General features: G+C 42.6%; 25 protein-coding genes. 12 read left to right on the forward strand and 13 right to left on the reverse strand.

What is annotated here, in order from left to right:
* Positions 1-23: 23 nt before the first annotated feature.
* From metA to QZ998_RS06120, 4 genes are read left to right on the forward strand one after another with little or no spacing between them, the layout of a single operon-like run.
* Positions 24-944 (forward strand): homoserine O-succinyltransferase, encoded by a 921-nt coding sequence (gene metA, locus QZ998_RS06105; RefSeq protein ID WP_296558903.1) that lies wholly within the window; start codon positions 24-26, stop codon positions 942-944.
* Positions 941-1,981: a uroporphyrinogen decarboxylase family protein gene (locus QZ998_RS06110; RefSeq protein ID WP_296558906.1), complete on the forward strand. Its 1,041-nt coding sequence runs from the start codon at positions 941-943 to the stop codon at positions 1,979-1,981. Before metA ends, QZ998_RS06110 begins: the two co-directional genes overlap by 4 nt.
* Positions 1,982-1,999: 18 nt before the next feature.
* Entirely contained in the window at positions 2,000-3,160 is a 1,161-nt protein-coding gene (locus QZ998_RS06115; RefSeq protein WP_296558911.1) for a PLP-dependent aspartate aminotransferase family protein, read from the forward strand.
* A 1-nt stretch (position 3,161) separates the two neighbouring features.
* Complete coding sequence (locus tag QZ998_RS06120; RefSeq protein ID WP_296558912.1) at positions 3,162-4,073, forward strand: cysteine synthase family protein; 912 nt, start codon at positions 3,162-3,164, stop codon at positions 4,071-4,073.
* Between the two features lie 104 nt (positions 4,074-4,177).
* On the opposite strand, the gene QZ998_RS06125 is transcribed toward QZ998_RS06120, so the two are convergent.
* Both QZ998_RS06125 and QZ998_RS06130 read right to left on the reverse strand, forming a co-directional pair.
* Positions 4,178-4,507, reverse strand: a complete 330-nt coding sequence (locus QZ998_RS06125) for a DUF2325 domain-containing protein (protein WP_296558913.1) — start codon at positions 4,505-4,507, stop codon at positions 4,178-4,180.
* Positions 4,508-4,674: 167 nt separating this feature from the next.
* Entirely contained in the window at positions 4,675-6,564 is a 1,890-nt protein-coding gene (locus tag QZ998_RS06130; RefSeq protein WP_296558914.1) for a ThiF family adenylyltransferase, read from the reverse strand.
* Between the two features lie 234 nt (positions 6,565-6,798).
* Here QZ998_RS06130 and QZ998_RS06135 point away from each other — a divergent pair, with 234 nt between their 5' ends.
* The 3 genes from QZ998_RS06135 to QZ998_RS06145 all read left to right on the forward strand — a co-directional run bounded on the left by QZ998_RS06135 (position 6,799) and on the right by QZ998_RS06145 (position 9,591).
* The gene (locus QZ998_RS06135; protein ID WP_296558915.1) at positions 6,799-7,944 is read left to right on the forward strand and encodes a PLP-dependent aspartate aminotransferase family protein; all 1,146 of its coding nucleotides are present in this window, start codon (positions 6,799-6,801) and stop codon (positions 7,942-7,944) included.
* Positions 7,941-9,119 (forward strand): MalY/PatB family protein, encoded by a 1,179-nt coding sequence (locus tag QZ998_RS06140; RefSeq protein WP_296558916.1) that lies wholly within the window; start codon positions 7,941-7,943, stop codon positions 9,117-9,119. Before QZ998_RS06135 ends, QZ998_RS06140 begins: the two co-directional genes overlap by 4 nt.
* A gap of 142 nt (positions 9,120-9,261) precedes the next feature.
* A complete protein-coding gene (locus tag QZ998_RS06145) occupies positions 9,262-9,591 on the forward strand; it encodes a hypothetical protein (RefSeq protein ID WP_296558917.1) in 330 nt (109 codons plus the stop codon).
* A gap of 56 nt (positions 9,592-9,647) precedes the next feature.
* Here the strand turns inward: QZ998_RS06145 and QZ998_RS06150 are convergent, their stop codons facing one another.
* The 9 genes from QZ998_RS06150 to QZ998_RS06190 form a co-directional block, all read right to left on the reverse strand.
* A complete protein-coding gene (locus QZ998_RS06150; RefSeq protein WP_296558918.1) occupies positions 9,648-10,820 on the reverse strand; it encodes an aminotransferase class I/II-fold pyridoxal phosphate-dependent enzyme in 1,173 nt (390 codons plus the stop codon).
* Between the two features lie 12 nt (positions 10,821-10,832).
* Positions 10,833-12,161: a phenylacetate--CoA ligase gene (locus QZ998_RS06155; RefSeq protein WP_296558919.1), complete on the reverse strand. Its 1,329-nt coding sequence runs from the start codon at positions 12,159-12,161 to the stop codon at positions 10,833-10,835.
* Positions 12,158-13,069: a thiamine pyrophosphate-dependent enzyme gene (locus QZ998_RS06160; RefSeq protein WP_296558920.1), complete on the reverse strand. Its 912-nt coding sequence runs from the start codon at positions 13,067-13,069 to the stop codon at positions 12,158-12,160. The genes QZ998_RS06155 and QZ998_RS06160 overlap by 4 nt, the downstream gene beginning before the upstream one ends.
* The gene (gene porA, locus QZ998_RS06165; RefSeq protein WP_296558921.1) at positions 13,062-14,231 is read right to left on the reverse strand and encodes a pyruvate ferredoxin oxidoreductase; all 1,170 of its coding nucleotides are present in this window, start codon (positions 14,229-14,231) and stop codon (positions 13,062-13,064) included. Before porA ends, QZ998_RS06160 begins: the two co-directional genes overlap by 8 nt.
* Positions 14,224-14,523 (reverse strand): 4Fe-4S binding protein, encoded by a 300-nt coding sequence (locus tag QZ998_RS06170; RefSeq protein ID WP_296558922.1) that lies wholly within the window; start codon positions 14,521-14,523, stop codon positions 14,224-14,226. Before QZ998_RS06170 ends, porA begins: the two co-directional genes overlap by 8 nt.
* A gap of 1 nt (position 14,524) precedes the next feature.
* Complete coding sequence (locus QZ998_RS06175; protein WP_296558923.1) at positions 14,525-15,058, reverse strand: 2-oxoacid:acceptor oxidoreductase family protein; 534 nt, start codon at positions 15,056-15,058, stop codon at positions 14,525-14,527.
* A gap of 21 nt (positions 15,059-15,079) precedes the next feature.
* Positions 15,080-15,739 (reverse strand): methionine ABC transporter permease, encoded by a 660-nt coding sequence (locus QZ998_RS06180; RefSeq protein WP_296558924.1) that lies wholly within the window; start codon positions 15,737-15,739, stop codon positions 15,080-15,082.
* Positions 15,729-16,742, reverse strand: a complete 1,014-nt coding sequence (locus tag QZ998_RS06185) for an ATP-binding cassette domain-containing protein (RefSeq protein WP_296558925.1) — start codon at positions 16,740-16,742, stop codon at positions 15,729-15,731. The genes QZ998_RS06180 and QZ998_RS06185 overlap by 11 nt, the downstream gene beginning before the upstream one ends.
* Positions 16,743-16,810: 68 nt before the next feature.
* The gene (locus QZ998_RS06190; RefSeq protein ID WP_296558926.1) at positions 16,811-17,644 is read right to left on the reverse strand and encodes a MetQ/NlpA family ABC transporter substrate-binding protein; all 834 of its coding nucleotides are present in this window, start codon (positions 17,642-17,644) and stop codon (positions 16,811-16,813) included.
* Between the two features lie 322 nt (positions 17,645-17,966).
* On the opposite strand from QZ998_RS06190, the gene QZ998_RS06195 reads away from it, so the two are divergent.
* Positions 17,967-18,662 (forward strand): glutamine amidotransferase, encoded by a 696-nt coding sequence (locus tag QZ998_RS06195; RefSeq protein ID WP_296558927.1) that lies wholly within the window; start codon positions 17,967-17,969, stop codon positions 18,660-18,662.
* An 84-nt stretch (positions 18,663-18,746) separates the two neighbouring features.
* Here QZ998_RS06195 and larE read toward each other — a convergent pair whose 3' ends face one another.
* Complete coding sequence (larE, locus tag QZ998_RS06200; RefSeq protein WP_296558928.1) at positions 18,747-19,553, reverse strand: ATP-dependent sacrificial sulfur transferase LarE; 807 nt, start codon at positions 19,551-19,553, stop codon at positions 18,747-18,749.
* A 327-nt stretch (positions 19,554-19,880) separates the two neighbouring features.
* Here larE and QZ998_RS06205 point away from each other — a divergent pair, with 327 nt between their 5' ends.
* From QZ998_RS06205 to QZ998_RS06220, 4 genes are all read left to right on the forward strand, one after another.
* Positions 19,881-20,216 carry a winged helix-turn-helix domain-containing protein gene (locus QZ998_RS06205; RefSeq protein WP_296559000.1) on the forward strand — a complete coding sequence of 112 codons (336 nt, stop codon included), beginning with the start codon at positions 19,881-19,883 and terminating at the stop codon, positions 20,214-20,216.
* A 41-nt stretch (positions 20,217-20,257) separates the two neighbouring features.
* The gene (locus tag QZ998_RS06210) at positions 20,258-21,025 is read left to right on the forward strand and encodes an EFR1 family ferrodoxin (RefSeq protein ID WP_296558929.1); all 768 of its coding nucleotides are present in this window, start codon (positions 20,258-20,260) and stop codon (positions 21,023-21,025) included.
* 157 nt (positions 21,026-21,182) lie between these two features.
* On the forward strand, positions 21,183-21,941 hold the full coding sequence (locus tag QZ998_RS06215) for a DUF2786 domain-containing protein (RefSeq protein ID WP_296558930.1): 759 nt from the start codon (positions 21,183-21,185) through the stop codon (positions 21,939-21,941).
* Positions 21,942-22,059: 118 nt separating this feature from the next.
* On the forward strand, positions 22,060-22,545 hold the full coding sequence (locus QZ998_RS06220) for a histidine phosphatase family protein (protein ID WP_296558932.1): 486 nt from the start codon (positions 22,060-22,062) through the stop codon (positions 22,543-22,545).
* A 59-nt stretch (positions 22,546-22,604) separates the two neighbouring features.
* On the opposite strand, the gene larC is transcribed toward QZ998_RS06220, so the two are convergent.
* Positions 22,605-23,756, reverse strand: a complete 1,152-nt coding sequence (larC, locus tag QZ998_RS06225; protein WP_296558934.1) for a nickel pincer cofactor biosynthesis protein LarC — start codon at positions 23,754-23,756, stop codon at positions 22,605-22,607.
* Positions 23,757-23,777 lie beyond the last annotated feature (21 nt).

Consider the following 23,777-nt stretch of genomic DNA (forward strand, 5'->3'; position numbering starts at 1 on the left):
CACTATGAATTAGAGGTGTCACTATGCCAATCTGTGTAAAAGAAGGTTTGCCTGCCATTGAGACCCTTGCCAATGAAAATATCTTCATTATGTCTGAAAACCGGGCAAAACGCCAGGATATACGAACACTGCAAATACTGATTGTTAACTTAATGCCAACGGTGATTGCGACTGAAACCCAATTATTGCGGTTACTGAGTAATACTGCCCTACAGTTAAATGTTGAATTTTTAAAGATTTCCAATTACACAAGCCAGGAGAGTTCATTAAATCATTTCAAGCAGTTTTATCAGACCTTTGATGAAATCAAAGAAAAACACTATGATGGCGTCATTATAACCGGAGCCCCGGTTGAACAAAATGAATTTGAAGACGTGGATTATTGGCAGGATTTATGCCGGATAATGGAGTGGACCAAGTCCCACGTATTTTCTTCCTTATATATCTGCTGGGGAGCTCAAGCGGCACTATATTATTATTATGGGGTGCAAAAAGCAGCCCTGCAGGCCAAGGTGTCCGGGGTATATTCGCACCTTGGCAATAATCGACGACATCCTATCGTTAGAGGATTTGATGATGTTTTTTTTGCTCCGCACTCACGTTATACGGCGATCTCTCGGGATGATGTGTTAGCGGTGCCAGAACTGGAATTGCTGGCGGAATCTCCAGAAGCTGGTGTTTATCTGGTTTCAGGTACTAACAATCGGCAATTGTTTGTTACCGGGCACTGTGAGTTTGACCGGGTAACCTTAAAGAATGAATACATTCGAGATTATTTACAGGGATTAAAGCCTGAGCTTCCCAAAAATTATAAACTTAAGGGTGAGATCCGTTTGTCAGATCAAACCAGTTGGAGTAGTCATGCAACCCTGCTTTTTACAAACTGGTTGAATTACTACGTTTATCAGCAAACACCCTACTACTTAAAGGAGTTGAGTTCTTGACACATAAAGAGATAATACTTTCGGGAATTGCATTAAAAAAGACCCCCAGACTTCCGGTTATGATTCTTTCAAGCGGGGTTTGGACAGATTATCGCAATGGACTAACCCTTCAGAACGTCTTGGAGGATGCCCCGGAAAAGATTGCTGAAACCATCATTGGTGATAACCGTAAAGTTGAGTCGGATGTTGTCTGGGTTGGTGCTGATTGCAGCAATGTCGTTGTAAAAGCTATTGGCGGAAAATGTACCTTTAATCTGCTGGGAGAGGCATCAACCGTTGATGAACCGCTGATCACGCGACCTGAGGATGTTGATCGGCTGAGGGTTGAAGACCTGGAAAACTCCCGAGAGATCGCTAATCTTTTAAAAACAGCAAGTCTCGTGACCGAACGAATCGGCGCAGAGTATCTTGTGGCAGTCAGTCAGTGGGGTGCATTCACGATGGCAGGGCAGCTTTTGGGAATGGATAACATGATGAAGATAGCCATTAAAGATAAATCTGGACTTGCTCATATCATGGAATTTACGGAGAGACTCCTCTTAAAATATTGGAATTTGTTCATAGATGCCGGAGTCGAAATGGTCAATCAGGCAGAACCCCTCTCATCAGGGGATGTCATTTCAGCTAAATTGTTTAAAGAGTTGTCTTTTCCACGAATTAAATCTGCCAACCAGTCAATTGCCAGGCGGATTAACACAAAATCGCTGCACATTTGCGGAAATACGACCAAGATTCTGGATTTAATTACAGAGTCAGAGACAAATCTTTTTTCAATGGATTACAAGGTTGATTTGAACACTGCTAGAGAAAAACTTTCGGGTAAGGTTGCTTTTGGCGGACAATTGGATCCCATCAGCGTTTTACTGGAAGGCACAACCTTAGAAATTGAAGCGGAGTCACTTGCCTGTATCAGAAATGGTGGAGCACCGGGTTTTGTCTTAATACCGGGTTGTGACATTGCCCCCAAAACAAAATTGGAGAATGTTCAGACGATGATTAATACGGCACATCATTTTGATATTGAAGAAATAATATAAATTTTGAAGGAGCATAGCATGAGTAAGTACAGCAATTTAAATTCACAGTTAATTCACGGTGGTATTGATGGGGATGAAAAAACTGGAGCAGTGAATGTTCCCATTTTTCAGACCTCCACTTATAAACAGGATGGCCTGGGTAAAGACCGCGGCTATGAGTATTCCCGATCCGGAAATCCGACCCGGGAAGCCCTGGAAGCACTGATTACGGAATTGGAAGGCGGAATCGCCGGGTTTGCCTTTGCTTCGGGTATGGCAGCGACCACTGCGGTGCTCAGTCTTTTTAAAACCGGGGACAAGGTAATTATTTCCAGCAATGTTTATGGCGGTACCTTTCGGGTGCTCGACAAGGTCTTCAATAACTTTGGTCTGACCTATGAAATTGTAGAGACATCTGATCTCAAGCTTCTGGAGGAAAGTCTGACAGACGATGTGAAAGCTATTTTTATCGAAAGCCCGGCCAATCCGATTCTAACCATTACCGACATTAAAGCAGTGGCAGAAATTGCCAGAAAACACGGAGTTTTAAGTATTGTTGATAATACCTTTATGACGCCCTACCTCCAAAGACCGATCTCACTAGGTGTTGACATTGTCGTTCACAGTGCTACAAAATACCTGGGTGGTCACAGTGATCTAATCGCCGGTTTAGCCGTTGTCAACAGCAAAGAGCTAGCGGAACGACTCTGGTTTATTCAGAATGCCACCGGTGGCGTATTACAGCCCTTTGATTCATTCCTGCTAATCCGGGGAATTAAAACCCTGGGGGTTCGAATGGATCGTCACATTGAAAATGCAACATTTATTACTGAGGCGCTAAAAAGCAATCCCGGGGTCAAAGCGATTTACTATCCCGGCTTGCCGGACAGTCAGGGCTACGAGATCAACAAAGGTCAGGCTGACGGTCCCGGGGGAATGTTCTCTTTTGAGCTGGATGAACAATATAACCTTAATAAATTTGTCGAATCTCTTGAGCTGATTACCCTAGCAGAAAGTTTGGGTGGGGTAGAGTCACTTATTTGTCATCCATCCAGTATGACCCATGCTTCCATTCCCTATGAAATACGACAAAAAGTAGGAATCGTTGAAAACCTGATCCGCATTTCGGTGGGGATTGAAGATAAAAATGATATCTTAGCGGATTTAGAACAAGCATTTGAAAAGAGTTTAGAGGCATAATATGGCTTATTATAATGATATCAGAGAATTGATTGGCAATACGCCGATGATTAAGCTCAATCAGTTTCAGGTAAAAGACCAGGTTAATATTTTCGCCAAGCTGGAACTGTGGAACCCCGGCGGCAGTGTCAAAGATCGAATTGGCCTTTCGATGATTGAAGATGCTGAAAAATCGGGTTTGCTAAAGCCGGGTGGGACGATTATCGAAGGAACCGCTGGAAACACCGGTTTGGGAGTGGCACTGGCCGCCATTAATCGGGGATACCGGGTGATCTTTGTGGTACCAACTAAATTTTCGGTGGAAAAACAGACCCTGATGCGAGCCTATGGCGGAGAAATTGTTAATACTCCAAGAGATTTGGGAATGCTGGGCGCAACAGCGAAAGCCCAGGAATTACTTAAAACCATTCCCAATGCCATCTCGCTACAGCAGTTTGACAATCCCTCAAATCCAGCCATTCATTATCAAACAACCGGACCGGAAATTTATGCCGATCTTGATGGAAATATTGACTACCTGGTGGCCGGTGCTGGCAGCGGTGGAACCTATTCTGGCGTTGTGCGCTATTTAAAAGAGAAAAACCCACATCTCAAAGGGGTTCTGACCGATCCGATAGGATCGATTATGGGTGGGGGAACAGCAGGCTGCTATGATATCGAAGGTATTGGCAATGACTTTATTGCCAATACCATGGATATGAGCCTGGTAGATGAGGTGATCAAGGTAGATGACAAAAATGCCTTTGAGTTGGCAAAATTGTTGGCCCAAAAAGAAGGAATCATCGCCGGAACCTCATCTGGTGCAGCTCTTTATGGCGCACTCAAAATAGCTGAGAAAATTGACCAGGGAAATATTGTCACTATTTTTCCCGATCGGGGCGACCGTTATTTCAGTAAAAATCTATACGATTAAACAAAGCAAAATAACGGCGCATGGACATTGATACAAATAAAAAGCTTCAGTTAATTGGCATTAACTGAAGCTTTTTAGCATTTCTAAGTATTAGAGACCCGAGTCTATGAAACGGGTTGATTTAAATGATTGGGGCATCCGTGACAGGTTGTTCGGGAACAATAGTCATCCAGAATTTTATGGAGTGCACAGGCGCTACTGCTATGAGAACGAACAATTTTTGCGCCAGTTTTTGTGCCACTCTTAAGCGCACTGTGAATCATCTTGTGCGAAACAGTATTGGTAAATAAAACCAGCAGATCCGGACAGCCAATGACATTTTTCATATCTGCTGGCATTTGGGTAAAAACCTTTACCTTACATTGATAGCTTTTGCATATTTCTTTATATTTGCATACCATTCGGTCATGTCCTCCAATAATAACAATACCCATAGTCCGAACCTCCTTTAAATTATTACATACTAAATATATATGTATAATATAATATCATGTTTATCTTCGGAGGTCAAGCTTTTACGTCCAATTATTTGAATATTCAGATCCGATAATATAAAAACAGAGCTGAATTTCAGCTCTGTTTATAAATGCTAACGATCAAACTAGATATCTTCGCAGACAAAAGAAAATGCTCCAAGTTCATGAATGCTGGGGTTTTTTCCGCATAGCGGGCAGTCTTCATCTTTTTTAAAGTTAAATAGATCAAATGATGATTCCAGGGTATCAATCATTAAAAGTTTGCCTTTTAATGATGGGGACAGGTTGAGTAACCGCTTGATGGCTTCAACCGCCTCAAGTACGCCGATTACACCAGGAACTGGGCCCAGAACTCCGGTCTCAGAACAGCTGCCGGCAATTCGGGTCTCTGATTCGGGAAAGAGACAGCGAAAACAGGGACCTTCATCGGGAATGATATCCATCACCTGACCATAATAAGCTAGCGCACCGGCTTCGATCAGTGGTTTTTTTTCCAGGTAACAGGCATCATTAAGCAGATAACGGGTCGGGAAATTGTCCAGTCCATCAATAACCAGATCATGCTCGCCAACCAATTCTCTGGCGTTTTCGCCAGAAAAGGCACCAGTATGGGTACGTACTTGAAGTAAGGGATTTAGCGCTTCAAGTGCCTGCTTGGCGGATTCAACCTTCAAATAACCAATTTTAGACGTGGTGTGGAGGATCTGACGATTCAGATTACTGATTTCAACCTGATCAAAATCAATCAGCGTCAGGTGTTTAATACCCGCTTTGGCCAGCACCAGATTGGCCGGACAGCCCAGCCCTCCGGCACCGATGGTTAAAATCTTGGATTCTTTTAGTTTAGCCATTATTTCATTTTGGATTGGGTCATAGTGGGTATAAAAGGTAGAACTGGTGGCGAAGTAATTATCAAAAACCAGCTTAATCAAATCAAAATAGAATATTTCAGTCTGTAAAGCACCCAAATCGAGACTTGCTTTAACCAGCTCAATGGGGATAAGTATCCCTAAAAAGCAATCGCTCAAAAGCTTGCCAAGAGAATCCGATTCTATTTTAGAATCATTTTGAGGACTTGTCGGAAAACCTTTCTGGATTAGGTTTTCCTGGAATAGTGTCAAAGCATCCCAATTGTTACAATATTTAAAGCATCCCTGCCAGGCTTCGCTGACAGCAATAATTGTCGGCACCAATGACGTTTCGGATGAGGCCTTGAGTAATGATTTGGTTATTTTACTAGTAAAGCTGGTATCACCAAAAATCAGGTTGAAGTCAATATTGTGCGGTATTTCTTTGACTAACTGAAAAGTGACATCTGGGTTGAGATCTGTCAAGCTGTCAAAGACAGATTCCCATTCAGTCTCATTTTCCAGATAGCATTCAATGTGTCCGATCCCTATGGCAGTTAGATAACGAAGCAAAAAATCACAACGATTGAGATCTGGAGCACAAAGGAGAATTTTTGTATCCAGAAGTTTTTTCTGGCCACTACCGCCAATATCCGGCATAATGATGTGTCTTAAATAACGTTTAATTTGAGTCGGATCAGAAAGGTTCTCAGGTTCTTTTTTCGTCGCCGTAAAAGCGGGAGCTGCTGCTTTTATGGAGCTGTTTATTTCATCTGAAAGATGATCTGAGTCAGTACTTTTTTCTCTGCTTTCCATGTAATTGCGAATCGCATCATGAAGCGCATCGGCAGCAATATTTGAGCACAGCATTTTTTCCGGAGGAAGACCACCAAGGGCTTCGGCGACATCATCATTGGTAATCAGCAGCGCCTCGGATAAGGTTTTTCCGGTTGCCAACTGGGTCAGCATACTGCTGGCAGCAATGGCAGCACCGCAGCCAAAGGTTTTAAATCTGACACCGCTAAGCAACAGGTCATCGACCTTTATATAAATCGTAATCTTGTCTCCATCGATGGGGTTTCCCGCGTGTCCCACACCATCAGGGTTGGGGAAATCACCGACGTTTCGGGGATTGGCAAAATGGTCAAGTACAGTATCGTTGTACATGGCGAACCTCCAATTTTTGATGACATAATTATACCATGGAATTAATATGAAATTCAAGAGTAGTTAACAGATTAAGCACCGATTAAGCATAGATCATAGTAAGAAAAGATTTGAGTTGCGGGGAGATATGATATAATATACAGAAAGAAGCGTCTTGACAAAGAAAAGGCAATCAGGTAGTATTTATTAAACATATTGAAATGATATGAATTCGGTATGAGAATGGAGAAAAATATGGATTTTGGTACCCTTTGTATACATGGAAACGATAAGAAATATGATAATACCGGAGCCGTTAGTGTTCCGATTTTTCAAACCGCAACCTTTGCCCACCCGGGGGTAGGAGAAAGTACTGGCTATGACTATACCAGACAACAAAACCCCACCCGGGAGCATCTGGAAAACGTTATGGTCAAGCTTGAAGATGGGGTCGATGCCCTGGCCTTTTCCTCGGGGATGGCGGCTATTAGTGCAGTAATGGAGCTTTTTTCACCAGGGGATCATATCATTGCCTCAGATGATCTTTACGGTGGTTCACATCGGCTGTTTCAGCATATTGCAGTAAAAAACGGGATCACCTTTGATCTGGTTAACACCTCAAATCTTTTTCTAATTGAGGCCTTGATCGGGCCAAATACAAAAGCGCTGTTTATTGAAACACCCACCAACCCGATGATGCAGGTCACCGATCTGGCTGGGGTGGGGAAGATTGCCCAAAAACATCGGTTGCTCTTTATTGTGGATAATACCTTTTTAACCCCCTATTTTCAAAAGCCCCTGCAATTAGGAGCAGACATCGTTATCCATAGTGGTACCAAATATTTAGGCGGTCACAATGACACCATTGCTGGTTTTGCTGTAACCAATGATGAAACGATCGCTGAAAAACTGCGGTTTATCTTTAAAACCACTGGTGCCGGTTTATCACCATTTGACAGTTGGTTACTGATTCGGGGGATAAAAACCCTGGCGATCCGGATGGACAAACAGCAGGAAAATGCAATGGTCATTGCCCAGTGGCTTAGTCAGCAGGAAAAAATTAAAGCTGTCCACTACGTGGGACTGCCCACGCACCCGGGTTACGAATTATCTCGGCGACAGGCTACCGGCTTTGGCGGGATGATCTCCTTTGAGGTCGACAGTGAGGAAACAGCCCGACAGATTTTGGAAGGGGTATCCTTGATTCAGTATGCCGAAAGTCTGGGCGGGGTAGAAACCCTGATTACCTATCCGATGCTCCAGACCCATGGGGATATTCCTGAAGCTGAGCGGGAAGCCAGGGGGATCAATAACCGGTTACTAAGATTATCGGTTGGTATTGAAGGCGTTCAAGATTTAATTAATGAATTAGCCAGGGTGATAAAGGGGGAATCAGTTTGAAATATAATTTTAATGAGATCGTTCAGCGGGATAACACGAATTCAATTAAATATGACTTTGCCCATCGACGGGGAAAGCCAGAGGGATTGCTGCCACTCTGGGTTGCTGATATGGATTTTAAAACCCCGGCACCGGTGGTGGAGGCTCTGGTGGAAAAAAGCAAACATGGCATCTTTGGTTATTCGGAAGGCGGACAGGACTATTTTTTTACGTTAAAGGATTGGTTTAAAACCCGCTTTGACTGGAATATCCAACCGGAATGGCTAGTTACCACACCCGGGGTGGTTTATGCCATTGCCACGGCAATCCGCAGTCTGACGGAGGTCGGCGATAGTATCATTATTCAACAGCCGGTATACTATCCCTTTGCTGATACTATCACCATTAATGAGCGCCAGCTGGTTGTGAGCCAGCTGGTCTATGATAATGGTCGATATGCGATTGATTTTGCTGATTTTGAAAATAAGATCATTGATAATGGGGTCAAAATTTTTATTCTTTGCAATCCTCACAACCCGGTTGGTCGGGTTTGGACTCGCGAAGAGCTAGTTCGCCTGGGTGATATTTGCCTCAAACATGGGGTAACGGTCATATCAGATGAGATCCATCAGGATTTTGTCTATCCGGGCCATAAACATCTGGTGTTTGCAGATTTAAAAGCAGAGTTTTTAGGCAGCACCATTACCTGTACAGCCCCCAGTAAAACCTTCAATCTGGCTGGGCTTCAGGTTTCCAATATTTTTATCGAAAACCGCGAGATCAGAACAAAATTTAGAAAAGAAATGCGAAAAGGTGGCTATAATGAGATCAATATTATGGGCATTGTCGCCTGCATGGCGGCCTATTCAAAAGGCCGAAAATGGCTGGAAGAATTAAAAATCTATCTCGGTGAAAATCTAGATTTTATCAGAGACTTCTTAAACGAACATCTCCCCCAGGTTAAGCTCATCGAGCCGGAAGGAACCTATCTGATCTGGTTGGATTTTAGCGAACTGGGATTAAATGAGGAAGCGTTAGAAGATTTGATCATTAACAGAGCCGGACTATGGCTAGATGCCGGAACCATGTTTGGTGCTGGTGGGGAAGGCTTTCAACGAATTAATATTGCCGCCCCAAGATTGATACTGGAGCAAGCATTGACGCAGTTAGAACGGGCGATCCTTAATCAGGATTAAACAGTGTTATCAGTTGACAGGGGTTAAATGTAAATGGATCCTAAAATTATTTTTTTCGAAGAATCCACCCAATTATCAAAATAAATGTTTTCTATAACTTAATAGGGGGTATAAAGCAAATAAATATATTTAAGGAGATAGGGTGACTGATATGAATACTGAGTATACAGTTAGTGTTGATAATGAAGTAATAGAGTTTATGAAGAAAATGGATAAAAAAGAATTAAAGCTCGATATTATCTTGACCGGTGGAGGATGTTGCCCATTTTTTGATGTTTCGGAGATTGATTTTGGAAAACCCGAGCAAGCAGATTTGTATGATGTCTATGAGCAAGATGATATTAAACTCAATATCAGTAAAAAAACAAAGGTAATTGAACCGGTTCTTCATTTTAAGTTAAAAGAAAAATTTGGCGGAGAAATGATTTATGTTGAAGGCCTTGATGTAAAACAACAATACTTTGACGAATAAAAAGATGACTAAACAATGGGAGCCGCTGGTTTTTAAAAACAGCGGCTCCCATTCGTTTAATAGGCAGAGCTTGCCCATTTTTTGTTTATTTCTGATAATCGATTCAATGCTTCATAAAGGGTATCTTCTTTTTTGGCAAAATGCAGACGGATTAGATGGTTGACGTTTTCCCTAAAAAAAGTTGATCCGGGAACCGCACCAACCCCGACATGCTGAGCCAGCCAGGTGCAAAAGGCCAGATCGTCATCTGATTTGTATTTGGAAATATCAATCATCACATAATAGGCACCCTGGGGTCTGCTGTAGGTGAGCCCAATGTCATCGAGGCCAGCTAAAAACAAGTCTCTTTTTTTGGTGTAGGTCTTTTTCAGGTCGCTGTAGTAGTCATCGCCAAATTGCAAACCAACAGTGGCAGCTTCCTGGAGTGGTGCTGCCGCACCGACGGTTAAAAAATCATGAACTTTTTTAGCCACATCGATGATCGGCTCCGGTGCGATAATATAGCCTAAACGCCAGCCGGTAATGGAATAGGTCTTTGATAAAGAACTGCATGAAATGGTGCGCTCAAACATACCAGGCAAAGAGGCCAGATAAATGTGCTCATGAGGCGCGTAAACAATATGCTCATAAACTTCATCGGTGATCACATAGGTATCATATTTTTTAGCCAAATCAGCAATAATGGTCAGTTCTTCGCGGTTAAAAACTTTACCGGTGGGGTTGGAAGGGTTACACAGAATCAGTGCTTTGGGATCTTGTTTAAAGGCTGCCTCCAATTCATCTGTATTAAAGTTAAACTCTGGGGGATGAAGGGGCACATAAATCGGAATAGCACCGGATAAAATGGTATCTGCTCCATAGTTCTCATAGAAAGGTGAGAAAACGATGACCTTATCACCGGGATTAGCGACGGTCATCATCGCAGCCATCATCGCCTCAGTGCTCCCACAGGTCACCACAATTTCGGTTTCCGGATTAATTGATCGGCCCATTAAGCGGGATTGTTTTTGCGCCAGTGCCTCCCGGAAATTTTGCGCTCCGCAGGTAATCGAATATTGATGAGGACCCTGATGGGCGGCTTTTTCCAGGGCTTCAAGGATTGGTTTCGGTGGATCAAAGTCTGGAAATCCCTGGGATAGGTTGACAGCATTATACGAATTGGAAATTCGGGTCATCCGTCGGATCACAGAATCGGTAAAGTCAGCGGTTCGGTTACTAAGTGGTTTCATCATGCACCTTCTTTAGATTTCATAGATTAGGGTTCGTTCATCGATTAAGCGCTTTGCTTTATGGGTAGCTCGCTCTAAGTCACCATCTTTTAAGATCGTGACATCACCGGGTTTTACCCCTAACCGGGTTTTTAGTGAAGCGGCAACCCGCTCTGTTAAGATTTCGTCCGGTTCGTCGTTATCATTAGATTTTTCGATTTCAAGCCGATATTTGACCGAGTGATTCTGCTCGTACAAACGAATCAGGTATTCACCAGTTATCCCTGCTGTTCCTCTAATAACAAATTCAATATCACTAGGGAAGATATTTACCCCAGAGACAATAAACATATCATCCAGGCGACCGTGAATTTTGATCCGGGCGTGGGTTCTACCGCAACTGCAGGGTTCGCGGTTAACGGAGCCTATATCCCCGGTTTTGAAACGGATCAGCGGTCTGGCTTTTTTACGCAGGGTGGTGTAAACAAGCTCACCCCGTTCACCGTCGACTACCGGCTCGCCGGTTTTTACATCCAGAACCTCAACTAAGATATGATCTTCAGCAATGTGGAGGCCATCTTTGGCTTGGCACATGCCGGCACAGGCACCAAAGATGTCTGATAATCCAAAAAAATCATACAGCTGTGCACCCCAGGCTTTTTCAATCGTCTCCCGGGTGGTTGCGATCGATCCGCCTGGTTCGCCGGCCACAATAATGGTGCGAATGGCCAGATCCTTAGCCGGATCAATGCCCATTTTTAGCGCCGTTTCGCCAAGATACAAGGCATAAGAGGGAGTTGTCCAGATGATTGTCGGTTGGAATTCTTTTAAAATAAAAAGCAGCCGTTCTGACGGCACGGTTCCAGCCCAGATACAAAGGGCCCCCAAATTCTGAGCCCCAATGACATCCGGCCCACCCACGAATAAAGAGAAGTTCAGGGCATGAACATAACGATCATGTTTACGCATTCCGGCACCATAAAACAAACGGCTCTCGACATCCTGCCATTCGTCAAAATCCTGTTTGGTAAAGGGGCTGAGTGTCGGTACCCCGGTTGAACCACTGGAAGCTGACACAAAAACCACATCATCTTCACTGACGGCAATCATGTCACCTAAAAGACCGCCTTTAGCCTGCCGTTCGCGTTGGGTAGCCTTATTGGTAAACGGGAATTTTTGAATATCTTCGAGATGCTTAAAATCATCAGGGCTCAGTCTGGCTTTGTCAAAGGCTTCTTTGTAATAAGTAGAATTATTGTAGGCAAAGGTCAGCATTTCCTTTAATTCGCGGCGCTGTAATTCTTCTAGTTGTACTCGTGGCAGGGTCTCGATTTTTTCGTCCCAATATTTTTTCTCGCTCATAAGTCCTCCTCTGCGGTGTTCCAATTTTTTCGAATTGTGGTCCATTTAGCATCACGTTGTGCGGCCAGTATTTTTATATCTGCGTCTTCTAAATGTTTAAAGCGACTCTGGGAAAGTAGATAATCTTTAATCGATGAAAATTCACTGGGGTTTCTATTTAACTTAAACTGGCCATTTTCATATTCAGCCAAGTACCACAAACCACAATCCATCATTTTTTGTGAGATTTCAATGGTCTCATTAACGGGGATGCCCCAACCGATCGGGCAGGGGGCGACAACATGGATATAAGCCGTCCCCTTTATTTTTGAAGCCTTTTCAATCTTATTCATAAAGTCTTTCAGATTGCCAATGCTGGCGGTGGCGGCATAGGGAATATCATGGGCAGCCACAATCTCAAAGAGATTTTTCTTTGGGCGAAGATTACCGTGAATATTTTCACCGCTTGGGGTCGTGGTGGTCTTGGCCCCAAAAGGCGTTAAACCGCTTTTTTGGATGCCGGTATTCATGTAGGCTTCATTGTCGTAGCAGATATAGAGAATATCATCGTTGCGATCAATGGCCCCGGATAAGGCCTGGATGCCGATATCGGCAGTGCCGCCATCGCCGGCCAAACCGACCGCTTTGAAATTTTTGATCCCCACCGCCCGAGCGCCGGCCTCCACGCCAGTTAGCATCGAAGCGGTTCCGGCAAAGGTGGAAATGATTGAATTATTGCTAAAGCATAAATGCGGATAATTAAAGCCAACGGCTGACATACAGCCGGCTGGCAGTACCGAGATAGCCCCCTCGCCCAGAACTTTAAGAGCGATCCGCACGGCCAGACTGCCGCCGCAACCGGCGCAGGCCTTATGACCATAAAAAAATTCACTGTCCGTGATCGTTTTTGCAGTTATTTGATTACGCATCGATGGTCACCCCCAGTCCGATGAAATTAACATGTTGGCCACCGCTTTGAAGATGGCGAAACATTGCTTTAATATTTTCCCGGCTAATATCACGGCCGCCGAGACCAGCAATGAAATTATAAGTTTCTAGACGTAAGCCATTTTTTGCAATAACCGAGTTGACATTGGTATAGACGGTGCCTTCATAACCAAAGGAAATGTCTTTTTCCAACACCCCAATGGCTTTGGCCGATCCCAGTGCCGCAACCAGGTCTTCATCGGGAAAGGGTCTTAAAAAGCGAAGCTTAAGTAGGCCGACCTTTTCGCCGCGCTCACGCAGTTCATCAACGACTTCCCGGCAAAGACCGGTGATGCTGCCCAAGGTAAGCAGGATATAATCGGCATCGTCAATACGGTAACCCTGGGTCAAGCCGCCATAACCGCGGCCAAAAATTTCGGCGAATTTCGCATCGGTTTCTTCGATAATTCGTTTGCTATCTTGCATCGCTTTGTGTTGAAGGTATTTAAATTCCATATTATTGTCCGGACCAACGCTAAAAGCGAGGTTTTTCGGGTTATCCATGCTCATCTTGTTTTCGGTTTGGAAGGGTGGTAAAAAACGGTCAGCATCCGTCTGACTTGGAATTTCCACGGTTTCGTAGGTATGGGTAAGAACAAAGCCATCCAGATTGACCATAATTGGTGTTGAAACCAGCGGGTTCTCAGCAATATGGTAACCTTGCAGAGCCATGTCCAGGCTCTCCTGAGCGTCCTCCACATATACTTGGATCCAGCCGCTATCAAGCTGTGAAAGCGAATCCCGCTGGTCGCCATAAATATTCCAGGGTAAGGCGGTGGAGCGGTTGGCGTTCATCATCACGATGGGAAATCGACCGCCGCTGGCATATTGCAGACATTCGGCCATGTATAGCAGGCCCTGCGAGGAGGTAGCCGTAAAGGTGCGGGCGCCCATGGCACTGGCACCAATGGCACATGATAACGCCGAGTGTTCTGATTCAACATGGATGAGTTCACTTTTTAAGCTGCTGTCTTCGACCATTTCAGAGATTCTTTCAACCACTGTTGTCTGGGGGGTGATGGGGTAAATCGAAATAACCTGGGGGCGCGCCAGCCTAATCCCTTCGGCAAAGGCATCATTGCCCGATAAAAATGCTTTAGTCATTTGTTTCTACCTCCATTTTAATAGCTTGTTTGGGACAGATTCTTTCACAGATTCCACAGCCTTTGCAAAAGTCATAGTCAATATCCAAACCGCTTTCGGTTTTAAAAATAACGCCATCAGGACAGTAAAGATAACATTGCAGGCAGTTTATACATTCATCTGTTATAATCGGCCGTTCGTTTCGCCAACCGCTATTTTTGGTGACCAAATAGCCAGCTTCACTGGCTGTTCCTAAGGGGTAATCTGACAATTTTTGGGGTTTTTGATAGGGTCGTAAATAAGGCTTGCTCATATTAGTGAACCTCCTTAAAATACTCAAAGGACTTATTTAGAATCAATTGATTTTTGGCCGTATTGATAGCGGATAAATACAGATCACAGGCTTGCTGCAACGATGATAGCGAAACATCGACTGAGATACTGGCCAAGGCACCGAGCATCGCCGTGTTACTGATGGGCTGCTTGATGATTTTGAGGGCAATCTGATTTGCATCAATGGACCGGATCTGCGAGAATTTGCTGAACTTTTCTGGGGTTGTGGTATTAATAAGGGCGATACCATCGTCTTTAAGATCTTTTAAATAGTCGGTAGAAAATAAAGTATCATCCAGAAAAATCAAATAATCACAGCTTTTTATTTCACTCCGATCAATAATTGCCTTACCATCAATTTTATTAAAGGCCTGAATTGGAGCACCTCGGCGTTCAGGACCAAAAGAAGGAAAAGCCAACGAAAATTTATTGTCGATTAATGAAGCGGCGCCCAGAATTTTAGCAGCGGTGAAGGCACCTTGTCCACCGCGTCCGTGCCATCGTATTTCTATCATAATGATTCCTCGATTCTTATTTTATTTACTGGATTTATCCAGTTGCTTTGCAGATGAATCCCCAATAATTTGAAAAACCTGCACCAGCAGCACCAAAACGATCACGCAGATAAACATCACTTCGGGTTCATAGCGCTGGTAGCCGTAGCGAATGGCCAGATCGCCAATGCCACCACCGCCAACGGTACCGGCCATAGCCGAAAAACCGATTAATGAAACAGCGGTCACGGTGATATTTTTAATCAGTGATGGCAAGGCTTCTGGCAGTAGAATCTTTACTACAATCGACAATTTACTGGCTCCAGAAGCGATGGCGGCCTCCAGAACACCATTATCAACATCTGAAAAAGACGCTTCAGAAAGTCGGCCGAAAAATGCGATCGCCGCTACCGCAAGCGGAATCACCACGGCATTAGGACCAATGGAGGTATGGACAATCGCTTTTGAAACGGGAATCATCAAAACCAGCAAGATCAGAAAGGGGATTGAACGGGTGATGTTAATGATGACGCCGACAATTTGATTGATGATCCGGTTCTTGAGAAAAAGAGTATTGGAAGTTAAAAACAATAGCAGGCCAATACTGCCGCCAATGATAATTGCGGCAAGGAGTGACGAAATGACCATTTGCATGGTTTGACCAAAGGTCAGAAGTAGTGCTCCTTTTAAATCAAAGTCCATGATTGATTACCTCCAAATCGGCTGTGTTTTCGGCAAGATAGTCGATTGCCAGTTTAAGGGTGTCCGCTTCGCCGATTAACTGGACATAGAGTATCCCAAGGGGTAAACCGTTGATATATTCAATCTTTCCCAATAATATATTAAAACCAATCTGAAAAGCATTGGCAGTGTAATAGAGAATCGGATTGTTGGCATTATCGCCCTTAAAGGTGAGGCGAATAATCGGACCTTCCATCTTGTCTAAAATTTCTTTGGGCAAGCTGAAATGATTGGTATGACTTAATAACTGTCGGGTGAATGCTTCTCTGGGCTTTGTAAAAACCGCGTACACATCTCCAATCTCGACGACCGAGCCCTTGTTCATCACAGCACAGCGGTTGCAAATACCTTTAATAACATCCAGTTCATGGGTAATAATGACAATCGTGATCCCAAATTTTTTATTTAAATCTTTTAATAAGCCCAATATCGATGAGGTTGTTTCCAGGTCAAGAGCCGATGTGGGTTCATCACAGAGAAGTATCTTGGCATCATTAGCCAGCGCCCGGGCAATCGCAACCCGTTGTTTTTCACCACCCGAAAGATTGGCCGGATAGGAATTTTTCTTATCTGACAAATTAACCAGACCCAGTAATTCAGAGATGCGAGCATCGGTTTCCGATTTTGATTTCCCGGCGGCTTTTAGAACAAAGGCAATATTTTGATAGACGGTTAGATTTCTGGCCAGATTGAAGTGCTGAAAAATCATCCCGATATTGCGGCGGAGTATGCGCAGTTGAGTTTTTTTATAATTGGTAACATTCTCCCCGTCGACAAATATTTGTCCGGACGACACAGTTTGTAATAGATTAATGGTTCGGAGCAGGGTGCTTTTGCCGGCACCACTGGAACCGGCGATGCCAAAGATCTCACCTTTTTTTATTTTAAAATTAGCATCATTAACAGCCGCAAAGATTTGCTTGTCCTGTTTAAAGCTGACAGAGACGTTTTTGAATTCGATCATAGTATTTACCTTATTTCTGTATTAATTTGGGGTAAAAGCTCAGTTGTAAAATCAACTGAGCTTTATTTTTAATAATCAGAGGGTCTTTGGAATGAAACATATTGTTTGGATGGATCTTCAATAACTTTTTTAAAGGCACCAGACTCAATCGCGGCAATTACATCTTTGGCAAAATCGGCATCTTTGTCTTTGGTTCGAACAGCGACACCATTAATATAGCCTTCAGACAGTTTTTCATTATGAAGGGCATCAGAAAGGTTGAGTCCAGAGCTTAAGGCATAATTACCGTTAATTACGGCAAGACCAACACTATCTAGACTTCTTGGTAATTGGGGTGCTTCGATTTCAATAAATTGAAGATTTTTAGGATTGCTGGAAAGGGTGTTTTGGGTGGCTGTTTTAGGATCGACAGCCGGGTCGATCGTAATAATATTGGTCTGAGCCAAGACTCTAATGGCACGGGATAAGTTTGTCGCATCATTTGGAATGGCAACGGTAGCACCGTCTTCGATGTCATTGATCGTTTTATATTTTTCCGAAAAAATCCCCATTGCGGCAGTCGGTATTTCTTTGATAAAGGTTAGTTCTAAACTATTTTCCTTGGCAAAGTTAGTTAGATAGGTAGAGTGTTGAAACATGTTAAGATCAATTTCACCTGCAGCTAACGCTTTGTTTGGCTGAACGTAGTCTGAGAATTCGATGATTTCAATCGTATAACCTTTTTCCTCTAAGGATGGTTGAATCGCTTCGATAAACATATCACCATATGGTCCAGCCGCTACGCCTACTTTCAAAACCTTTTCTGCTTCTGTTTTAGAAGCCGTTGGTGAAGAACAACCCGTCAGGGAAATAAGCAAGATGCTTATAATTGTAATAAATCCGATCATTCGTTTAGTTTTCATTTGATATCCTCTCATTTTCTAATCATTAGATTTTTGTTGTTTTGGTTTATCTGGTACATAGGATCATGACATAAGACAACACATCGTTCGAGTCATTGCTACACCACCTTTCAAATCATAGTAACCTTATATGTATAGTGTGTTTTATTATAGCAGCATCCGTTAGCTTTTGCAAGAGTAAAACTAATAAAACATATAAAAATAATATGAATAAAATTTATGCATTTTACCATTCATTGCTATTGACAAGTGCCTAGTTTTTGCATAAAATATATCATATAGGTAAAGTATGGAATTATTGTTAATTGGAGGAGGAACTATTATGAAAAAACTACTCATTATAAAGACAGGATCATCGGATCTGCAGGTGATCAATAAATGTGGTGACTGCGACATGCGTATTGCCCAATGTATGGGAATACCATTTGGAGATGTTCGTGTTATTTCTGTCTATGAAAATGCAGTACCGATTCTGCCGGATGATATTGCCGGAATTATTATTACCGGTTCCCCTTCAATGGTAACTGATTTGGAACCCTGGGGAGTTGCCACCGCTCAATGGCTAAAACAGGTGGTTAACAAGAACATTCCAGTTTTAGGTATCTGCTTTGGACATCAATTGCTTGCCCATACCTTTGGCGGTTCGGTCGGCTTTCATGAACAGGGAGAAGAAAAAGGAGAGGTTGAAATTCGTCTTACGGAAGAAGGAAAGAAAGACCCATTACTCGGGGTATTACCGGAACACTTCACCTCCTATGCGTCCCACTTTCAGACAGTTACCAAGATTCCCCAAAATGCCGTAATATTGGCACATAATGATTTTGAGTCAACTCACGCGCTACGGTTTAAGGAGAATGTATGGGGGGTTCAGTTCCATCCGGAATGTGTTGGAGATGTATTTTGCAATACAGTTGAGCATAAGACATATGGTATGGCCTTACTCAAGCGCTTTTATGAATTAGCGACAAGCAATAACGTTAAGGAAAGCATAAATGAATGTGAGATAGCGGTTTTATAACGATAGCAGACTAACTAAGCGAAGACTACAATATAAAAGGGATTTATATAAATATTTGATTTATATAAGTCCCTTTTTATATTGTTACAGAGTTTCGTTCATGCTGCCGGTTCGGTAGCCTTTTAAATCAAGACTGATATAGGTAAAACCAAGTGTTTTAAAACGATCATGTATTTTTGTACGAGTATCTTTATTGAGCAAAGCGACAAAACCAATTTCATCAGTTTCGATACGGGCTAGATCGCCATGATAGCGAACGCGAACCTGATGGAAGCCTAGATCAAGCAGATATTGCTCGGCCTGGTCGATCATCTGCAGGCGATCAGGGGTTATGTTCTCGCCATATGGGAATCGAGACGACAAACAAGCAAAGGATTGTTTATTCCAGGTAGTCAGGTTCATTTCCTTTGATAGTTGACGGATCTCATCCTTGGAAAGATTGGCAAATCGCAACGGACTTTTCACACCTAATTCGGTTACTGCTATAAGCCCCGGTCGGTAATCACCATCATCGTCGGTGTTGGAGCCTTCAACTACGTACTTTAATTTCTGAAGAGTCGCAATTTCTTTGATCTTGGTAAAAAGTTCGGATTTGCATAAATAGCAGCGATTCTTGGGATTGTTGGAAAAACCCTCAATGTCGAGTTCTTCCGAGTCAATAATAAAGTGATCGGCGCCCAATTCTTCAGCATAGGCGGTAGCTTCTAGCAATTCACGCTTGGGAAAACTTTCTGAGCGGGCTGTCACTGCGACAGCATTTTTACCTAAAACGTCATAGGCTACCTTTAGTAAAAACGTCGAATCAACACCCCCGGAAAAGGCCACTGCCACACTTTCCAGTTCGGCTAAGTAGTTTTTCAAAGCTTGGTATTTATTAGTTAGGCTATCCATAATACACTCCTTAAACGTAATCATAGTAACTATATATGATTAATATTTTATGCTATTTTCAATCCGTTGTCAAGCTTGATTATAGGGAATAAATGGCATAAATCAGTGAACTATATAAGGTTGCAGCCAGCAGTTTAAGAACGGATTAAATAATTTCAAATGGAAAAAAATATAATTCAATTCGATTATCAGAGGTCATTTTTAGTAAGATCAATGTGAATGGTCTTGAATTTCTTTCCCGATGTTGATAAAAACATTTAAACATGTATACTATAATTAATGGTTTAATGAATTGAACCATTGAACGGAGGATTAGACTTGCAAGACATGAGTAAAGAGCAAAAAGCACTCATCGAGAATTTTAAAGACTGCCAACCGCTGCTCACCGCCATTGGTGATGAAACGCGACAACTCATTATTGTAGCAATTATGGAAAGTGGGTGCTACCCCGGAATTAGGGTAGGGGACATTACCAAAAAAGTCAATCTGTCTAGACCGGCAGTATCCCATCATATAAAAATTTTGATGGATGCAAAAATTGTTAATGTTAATAAGCAGGGAACCATGAATTTCTATTATCTGGATCCGGGAAAAAGTAGGTTATTGGATTTAAAAACATTGGTGGAGCATATTGAACGATTAATGAATGTCCAATGCAAGTAAACTAGAATTACATATCAAGAATAAAAATAAAGGAGAATAAGATGATATTTTATTTTACAGGAACAGGTAACTCGTTGTATGCAGCAAAGAAGATTGGTGATGAGCTGGGAGAAAATCTCATTGACATAACGGCTGCCATGAAAGAGAAATCTTTTATTTACAGACTTTCAGGCAATGAAAAAATTGGTTTTGTTTTTCCGGTTTACTTTTATGGTGTGCCTTCAATTGTTGCAGATTTTATTGCACAACTTAAAATTGAACAAAATCTGGAAGAAGGGATAAAGCCTTATGTATTTGGCGTGTTGACTTGCGGCGGAGGGATGGGTGGAACAGCGAAAATGCTTGAAGAGCTGTTGGAAAAGCAGGAATTGCCATTGACTGCTGCGTTTGAACTCAAGATGGCCAGCAATTACATTATGATGTACCAGCCAACAGGTCCAGACCTACAGAAAAAGATACTGATCTCGACAGATAAAAAATTAACCGATATAATCACAGCCATTTCGAAAAATAAGCAGGATGATGGCAGCAAGCGAAAAAAAACATTTTTGACCAGAGTTGCCTATCCGCTATATGTGCATGGCCGAAAAACAAGGCTTTTTTATGCAGATAAAAGGTGTAACGGCTGCAAAAAATGCGAAATAATTTGTCCGGTTACTGTTATTAAAATGGAAGATAACAAACCGGTTTGGATCAAGAAGCAATGTACCCATTGTTCAGCCTGTATTAACCGTTGTCCTCGGGAAGCGATTCAGTATGGTAAGAAAACTTTAAAGTGGCGGCGATTTGAAAATCCGATCCTAAAATAATTAAGAATCCATAAATTATTCGTCTTCGTTCTTGACAGTTTGAGCCATACCAAATAAAATAAGAGATATAGAATAAAATGATATTTAATTAAGATGGATTCTATATTGAGATGTTTGTTTTTGACAAAAAAACAGAAAGTTCATAAGAGGAAGAAAAATGGAAGCTAATATAAGAGATCGAATCAAAAAACTGTTAGCCCTTGGCAAAAGTCCCAACCCCAATGAAGCAAATTATGCTATTTTAAAAGCAAAAAAGCTGATGGTTGAATTTAAACTGACGGAACGTGATTTATTAAGATATGATGAAAAACCCATTAAGGTTGATAGCAATATTTATTACACCACTCGCCGGGAGCATTGGATGACAGGCTTAGCTGATGTTATTTCAGAAAATAATTGTTGCGTTTTCTATATGATTACGCCACCCGGAACCCAACGGCACTACATTATTTTTCATGGCTATGAAGAAGATGCACTGATTTGCAGCAGTATCTTTGCCTATGCCGTCGATTGTGTCCGTTCCCAGCTAAAGGCAATAACAAAAGTGATGAAACTAGATGAAAAGCCAAATCGTATCATTAACGAAGCCTGCGAAACCTATGGAAAGGGTTTTTATGAGGGTTTAGATGATGCCTATACGGTACAAGAGGATGAACATCAGGAATGGGGACTGGTGATGACGGTGCCGCCCGAAGTCAAAGCGATTCTTGAACCGATGGAGCATGCCCAACATAAAGTGAAAAATCACGAAGAACACTATTCTTTTTATGCTCAAGGTTATCGCGAAGGAAAAGTGTTCACAGCCCAAGATAAATTAGAAGAAGTTAAAGAAGAGGTTGCAGAAGAGGTTACGGAAGAAGTTACAGAAGAAGTTACAGAAGAGGTTACAGAAGAGGTTACAGAAGAAGTTGTCTAATTATGTGTAAATTTTAGGAGCCAGTGGCATACAAAAAATATGCCACTGGTTTTTCTATTAAAACGTGATGTTTCATTAGGGTATGTTAAAATAGATAAAAAGAATGGAGCGTGGAGAAATGAAGGAACTGATACTGATAAGACATGGCAAGGCCGAGAAACGCGGTACTGTTTTTCCAGATCGGAACCGCAGGCTGGTATTAAAGGGGATCAATCAGCTAAATAAAGACATCCCTTTTCTTGGCAAATATCTCAAAAATAAACAAGCCGTTTATCTATGGTCAAGCGGCATTACTCGGGCAATCGAAACAGCGCGCATTATTAAAGACATCTGTAATATTGATAAAATTGAAACTTGCGAATTCATTGAAACGGGTGATTACGACGAGCTAACAGATAAACTGAGTAAAACCGAAGATAACTGCACAATCATCGTTGTTGGTCATGAACCAGATCTCTCAGAATGGACCTACCGCTTTTGCGAAAAAAATGTGATCATTAAAAAGGGTTGTGCCCTATTGATTGAGATTCATCAAGTAGATCAAGGCTCGGGAAAAATGCGATGGATTGCCGAGCCGGGAGAATATCAGGAAAAAATCGTTTAAACTGGTAAAGACTCAGAATCCATTTGTCTGAGTCTTTATTATTTTTTGCGATTAGAATACTATTTCAATTTTTCGACCATTTCCAATACTTCCCAAAGGGATTTTCCCGATTCCTGAGCGATTTTCTTAACATCCTCATATTCCGGGGTCGCCCGGGTAATGTTACCCTGTTGAGATATCTTGATGGTGACTTGACCGAGTGGGGTATCAATTTTTTTAAAATGTCGGTGCATGCAGGTTCGCTCGACCGGATATTTGCGAATGCCGATGGTTGAGGTTTCTTTTAGAATAATTTCTTCAATCAGCGGCAGACTGGCTTCGCTGCATAAAACCGTCAGGTGGATTCCGGGGCGGTTTTTCTTCATATATACCGGAGTGTAAAAGGCATCCAGAGCGCCGTTTTGCAGTAAAACTTCTAATACATAGCCGGCCATTTCGCCAGTCATATCATCAACATTGGTTTCCACAACCATAATCGTGTTCGATTCTGATTTTCGACCCTGAATAATGCGTAGGGCATTTAGCACACCAAAATCCTTGCCGCCAAAGCCGTATCCGGTTTTTTCCGGGATAAAACTTGGCGTAGTGGGAGAGTAGGTAGCCAGTTCGGCCAGAATGGCAACCCCGGTGGGGGTGGCTGATTCGCCATCTATCGCCTTGGAATACATTTCGAAATTAGACTGACAGAGGATTTCAGCGGTGGCTGGAGCAGGCACTGGTAGCAGCCCATGGGCACAGCGTACCCAGCCACTACCGACATTTATTTTGGAACCATAAACCAGATCCGGTTTTAGAGCGTGGTAACAAATGGCAGCACCGACGATATCAACAATTGAATCCAGAGCCCCGACCTCATGAAAATGAACCCGCTCAACTGGAACATTGTGAACCTTGCCTTCAGCCACCGCTACCCGCATAAAAATCGCCAGAGCGGTGGATTTCACCTCAACCGAAAGGGTTGAATTTTCGATGATTTCTTTGATATCGTTAAAGTGCCGATGATGATGCCGGTCAGCGTCCAGGATTACATGACAACGGGTACCGGAAATCCCTTTTTTCATGGTGGCTGCGGCTTCGACGCGAAAGCCGCTGAGATTTAGCTTCTTTAGTTCAGCGTTAAGGTAAGCAGGATCAATACCCAAGTCAATAAAGGCACCTAAAACCATATCCCCACTAATACCGGAAAAACAATCGAAAAACAAAACCTTCATGGACAATTCTCCTTCGTTGGG

It is taken from the genome of uncultured Acetobacterium sp. (genome assembly GCF_927416815.1).
Classification (GTDB): domain Bacteria; phylum Bacillota; class Clostridia; order Eubacteriales; family Eubacteriaceae; genus Acetobacterium.

Bases quoted from the DNA above. Each gene is read 5' to 3' on its own strand.
- metA (WP_296558903.1), top strand. From the start codon at position 24: ATGCCAATCTGTGTAAAAGAAGGTTTGCCTGCCATTGAGACCCTTGCC.
- QZ998_RS06115 (WP_296558911.1), top strand. From the start codon at position 2,000: ATGAGTAAGTACAGCAATTTAAATTCACAGTTAATTCACGGTGGTATT.
- QZ998_RS06120 (WP_296558912.1), top strand. From the start codon at position 3,162: ATGGCTTATTATAATGATATCAGAGAATTGATTGGCAATACGCCGATG.
- QZ998_RS06125 (WP_296558913.1), bottom strand. From the start codon at position 4,507: ATGGGTATTGTTATTATTGGAGGACATGACCGAATGGTATGCAAATAT.
- QZ998_RS06130 (WP_296558914.1), bottom strand. From the start codon at position 6,564: ATGTACAACGATACTGTACTTGACCATTTTGCCAATCCCCGAAACGTC.
- QZ998_RS06135 (WP_296558915.1), top strand. From the start codon at position 6,799: ATGGATTTTGGTACCCTTTGTATACATGGAAACGATAAGAAATATGAT.
- QZ998_RS06150 (WP_296558918.1), bottom strand. From the start codon at position 10,820: ATGAAACCACTTAGTAACCGAACCGCTGACTTTACCGATTCTGTGATC.
- QZ998_RS06155 (WP_296558919.1), bottom strand. From the start codon at position 12,161: ATGAGCGAGAAAAAATATTGGGACGAAAAAATCGAGACCCTGCCACGA.
- QZ998_RS06160 (WP_296558920.1), bottom strand. From the start codon at position 13,069: ATGCGTAATCAAATAACTGCAAAAACGATCACGGACAGTGAATTTTTT.
- porA (WP_296558921.1), bottom strand. From the start codon at position 14,231: ATGACTAAAGCATTTTTATCGGGCAATGATGCCTTTGCCGAAGGGATT.
- QZ998_RS06170 (WP_296558922.1), bottom strand. From the start codon at position 14,523: ATGAGCAAGCCTTATTTACGACCCTATCAAAAACCCCAAAAATTGTCA.
- QZ998_RS06175 (WP_296558923.1), bottom strand. From the start codon at position 15,058: ATGATAGAAATACGATGGCACGGACGCGGTGGACAAGGTGCCTTCACC.
- QZ998_RS06180 (WP_296558924.1), bottom strand. From the start codon at position 15,739: ATGGACTTTGATTTAAAAGGAGCACTACTTCTGACCTTTGGTCAAACC.
- QZ998_RS06185 (WP_296558925.1), bottom strand. From the start codon at position 16,742: ATGATCGAATTCAAAAACGTCTCTGTCAGCTTTAAACAGGACAAGCAA.
- QZ998_RS06190 (WP_296558926.1), bottom strand. From the start codon at position 17,644: ATGAAAACTAAACGAATGATCGGATTTATTACAATTATAAGCATCTTG.
- QZ998_RS06195 (WP_296558927.1), top strand. From the start codon at position 17,967: ATGAAAAAACTACTCATTATAAAGACAGGATCATCGGATCTGCAGGTG.
- larE (WP_296558928.1), bottom strand. From the start codon at position 19,553: ATGGATAGCCTAACTAATAAATACCAAGCTTTGAAAAACTACTTAGCC.
- QZ998_RS06205 (WP_296559000.1), top strand. From the start codon at position 19,881: ATGAGTAAAGAGCAAAAAGCACTCATCGAGAATTTTAAAGACTGCCAA.
- QZ998_RS06210 (WP_296558929.1), top strand. From the start codon at position 20,258: ATGATATTTTATTTTACAGGAACAGGTAACTCGTTGTATGCAGCAAAG.
- QZ998_RS06215 (WP_296558930.1), top strand. From the start codon at position 21,183: ATGGAAGCTAATATAAGAGATCGAATCAAAAAACTGTTAGCCCTTGGC.
- QZ998_RS06220 (WP_296558932.1), top strand. From the start codon at position 22,060: ATGAAGGAACTGATACTGATAAGACATGGCAAGGCCGAGAAACGCGGT.
- larC (WP_296558934.1), bottom strand. From the start codon at position 23,756: ATGAAGGTTTTGTTTTTCGATTGTTTTTCCGGTATTAGTGGGGATATG.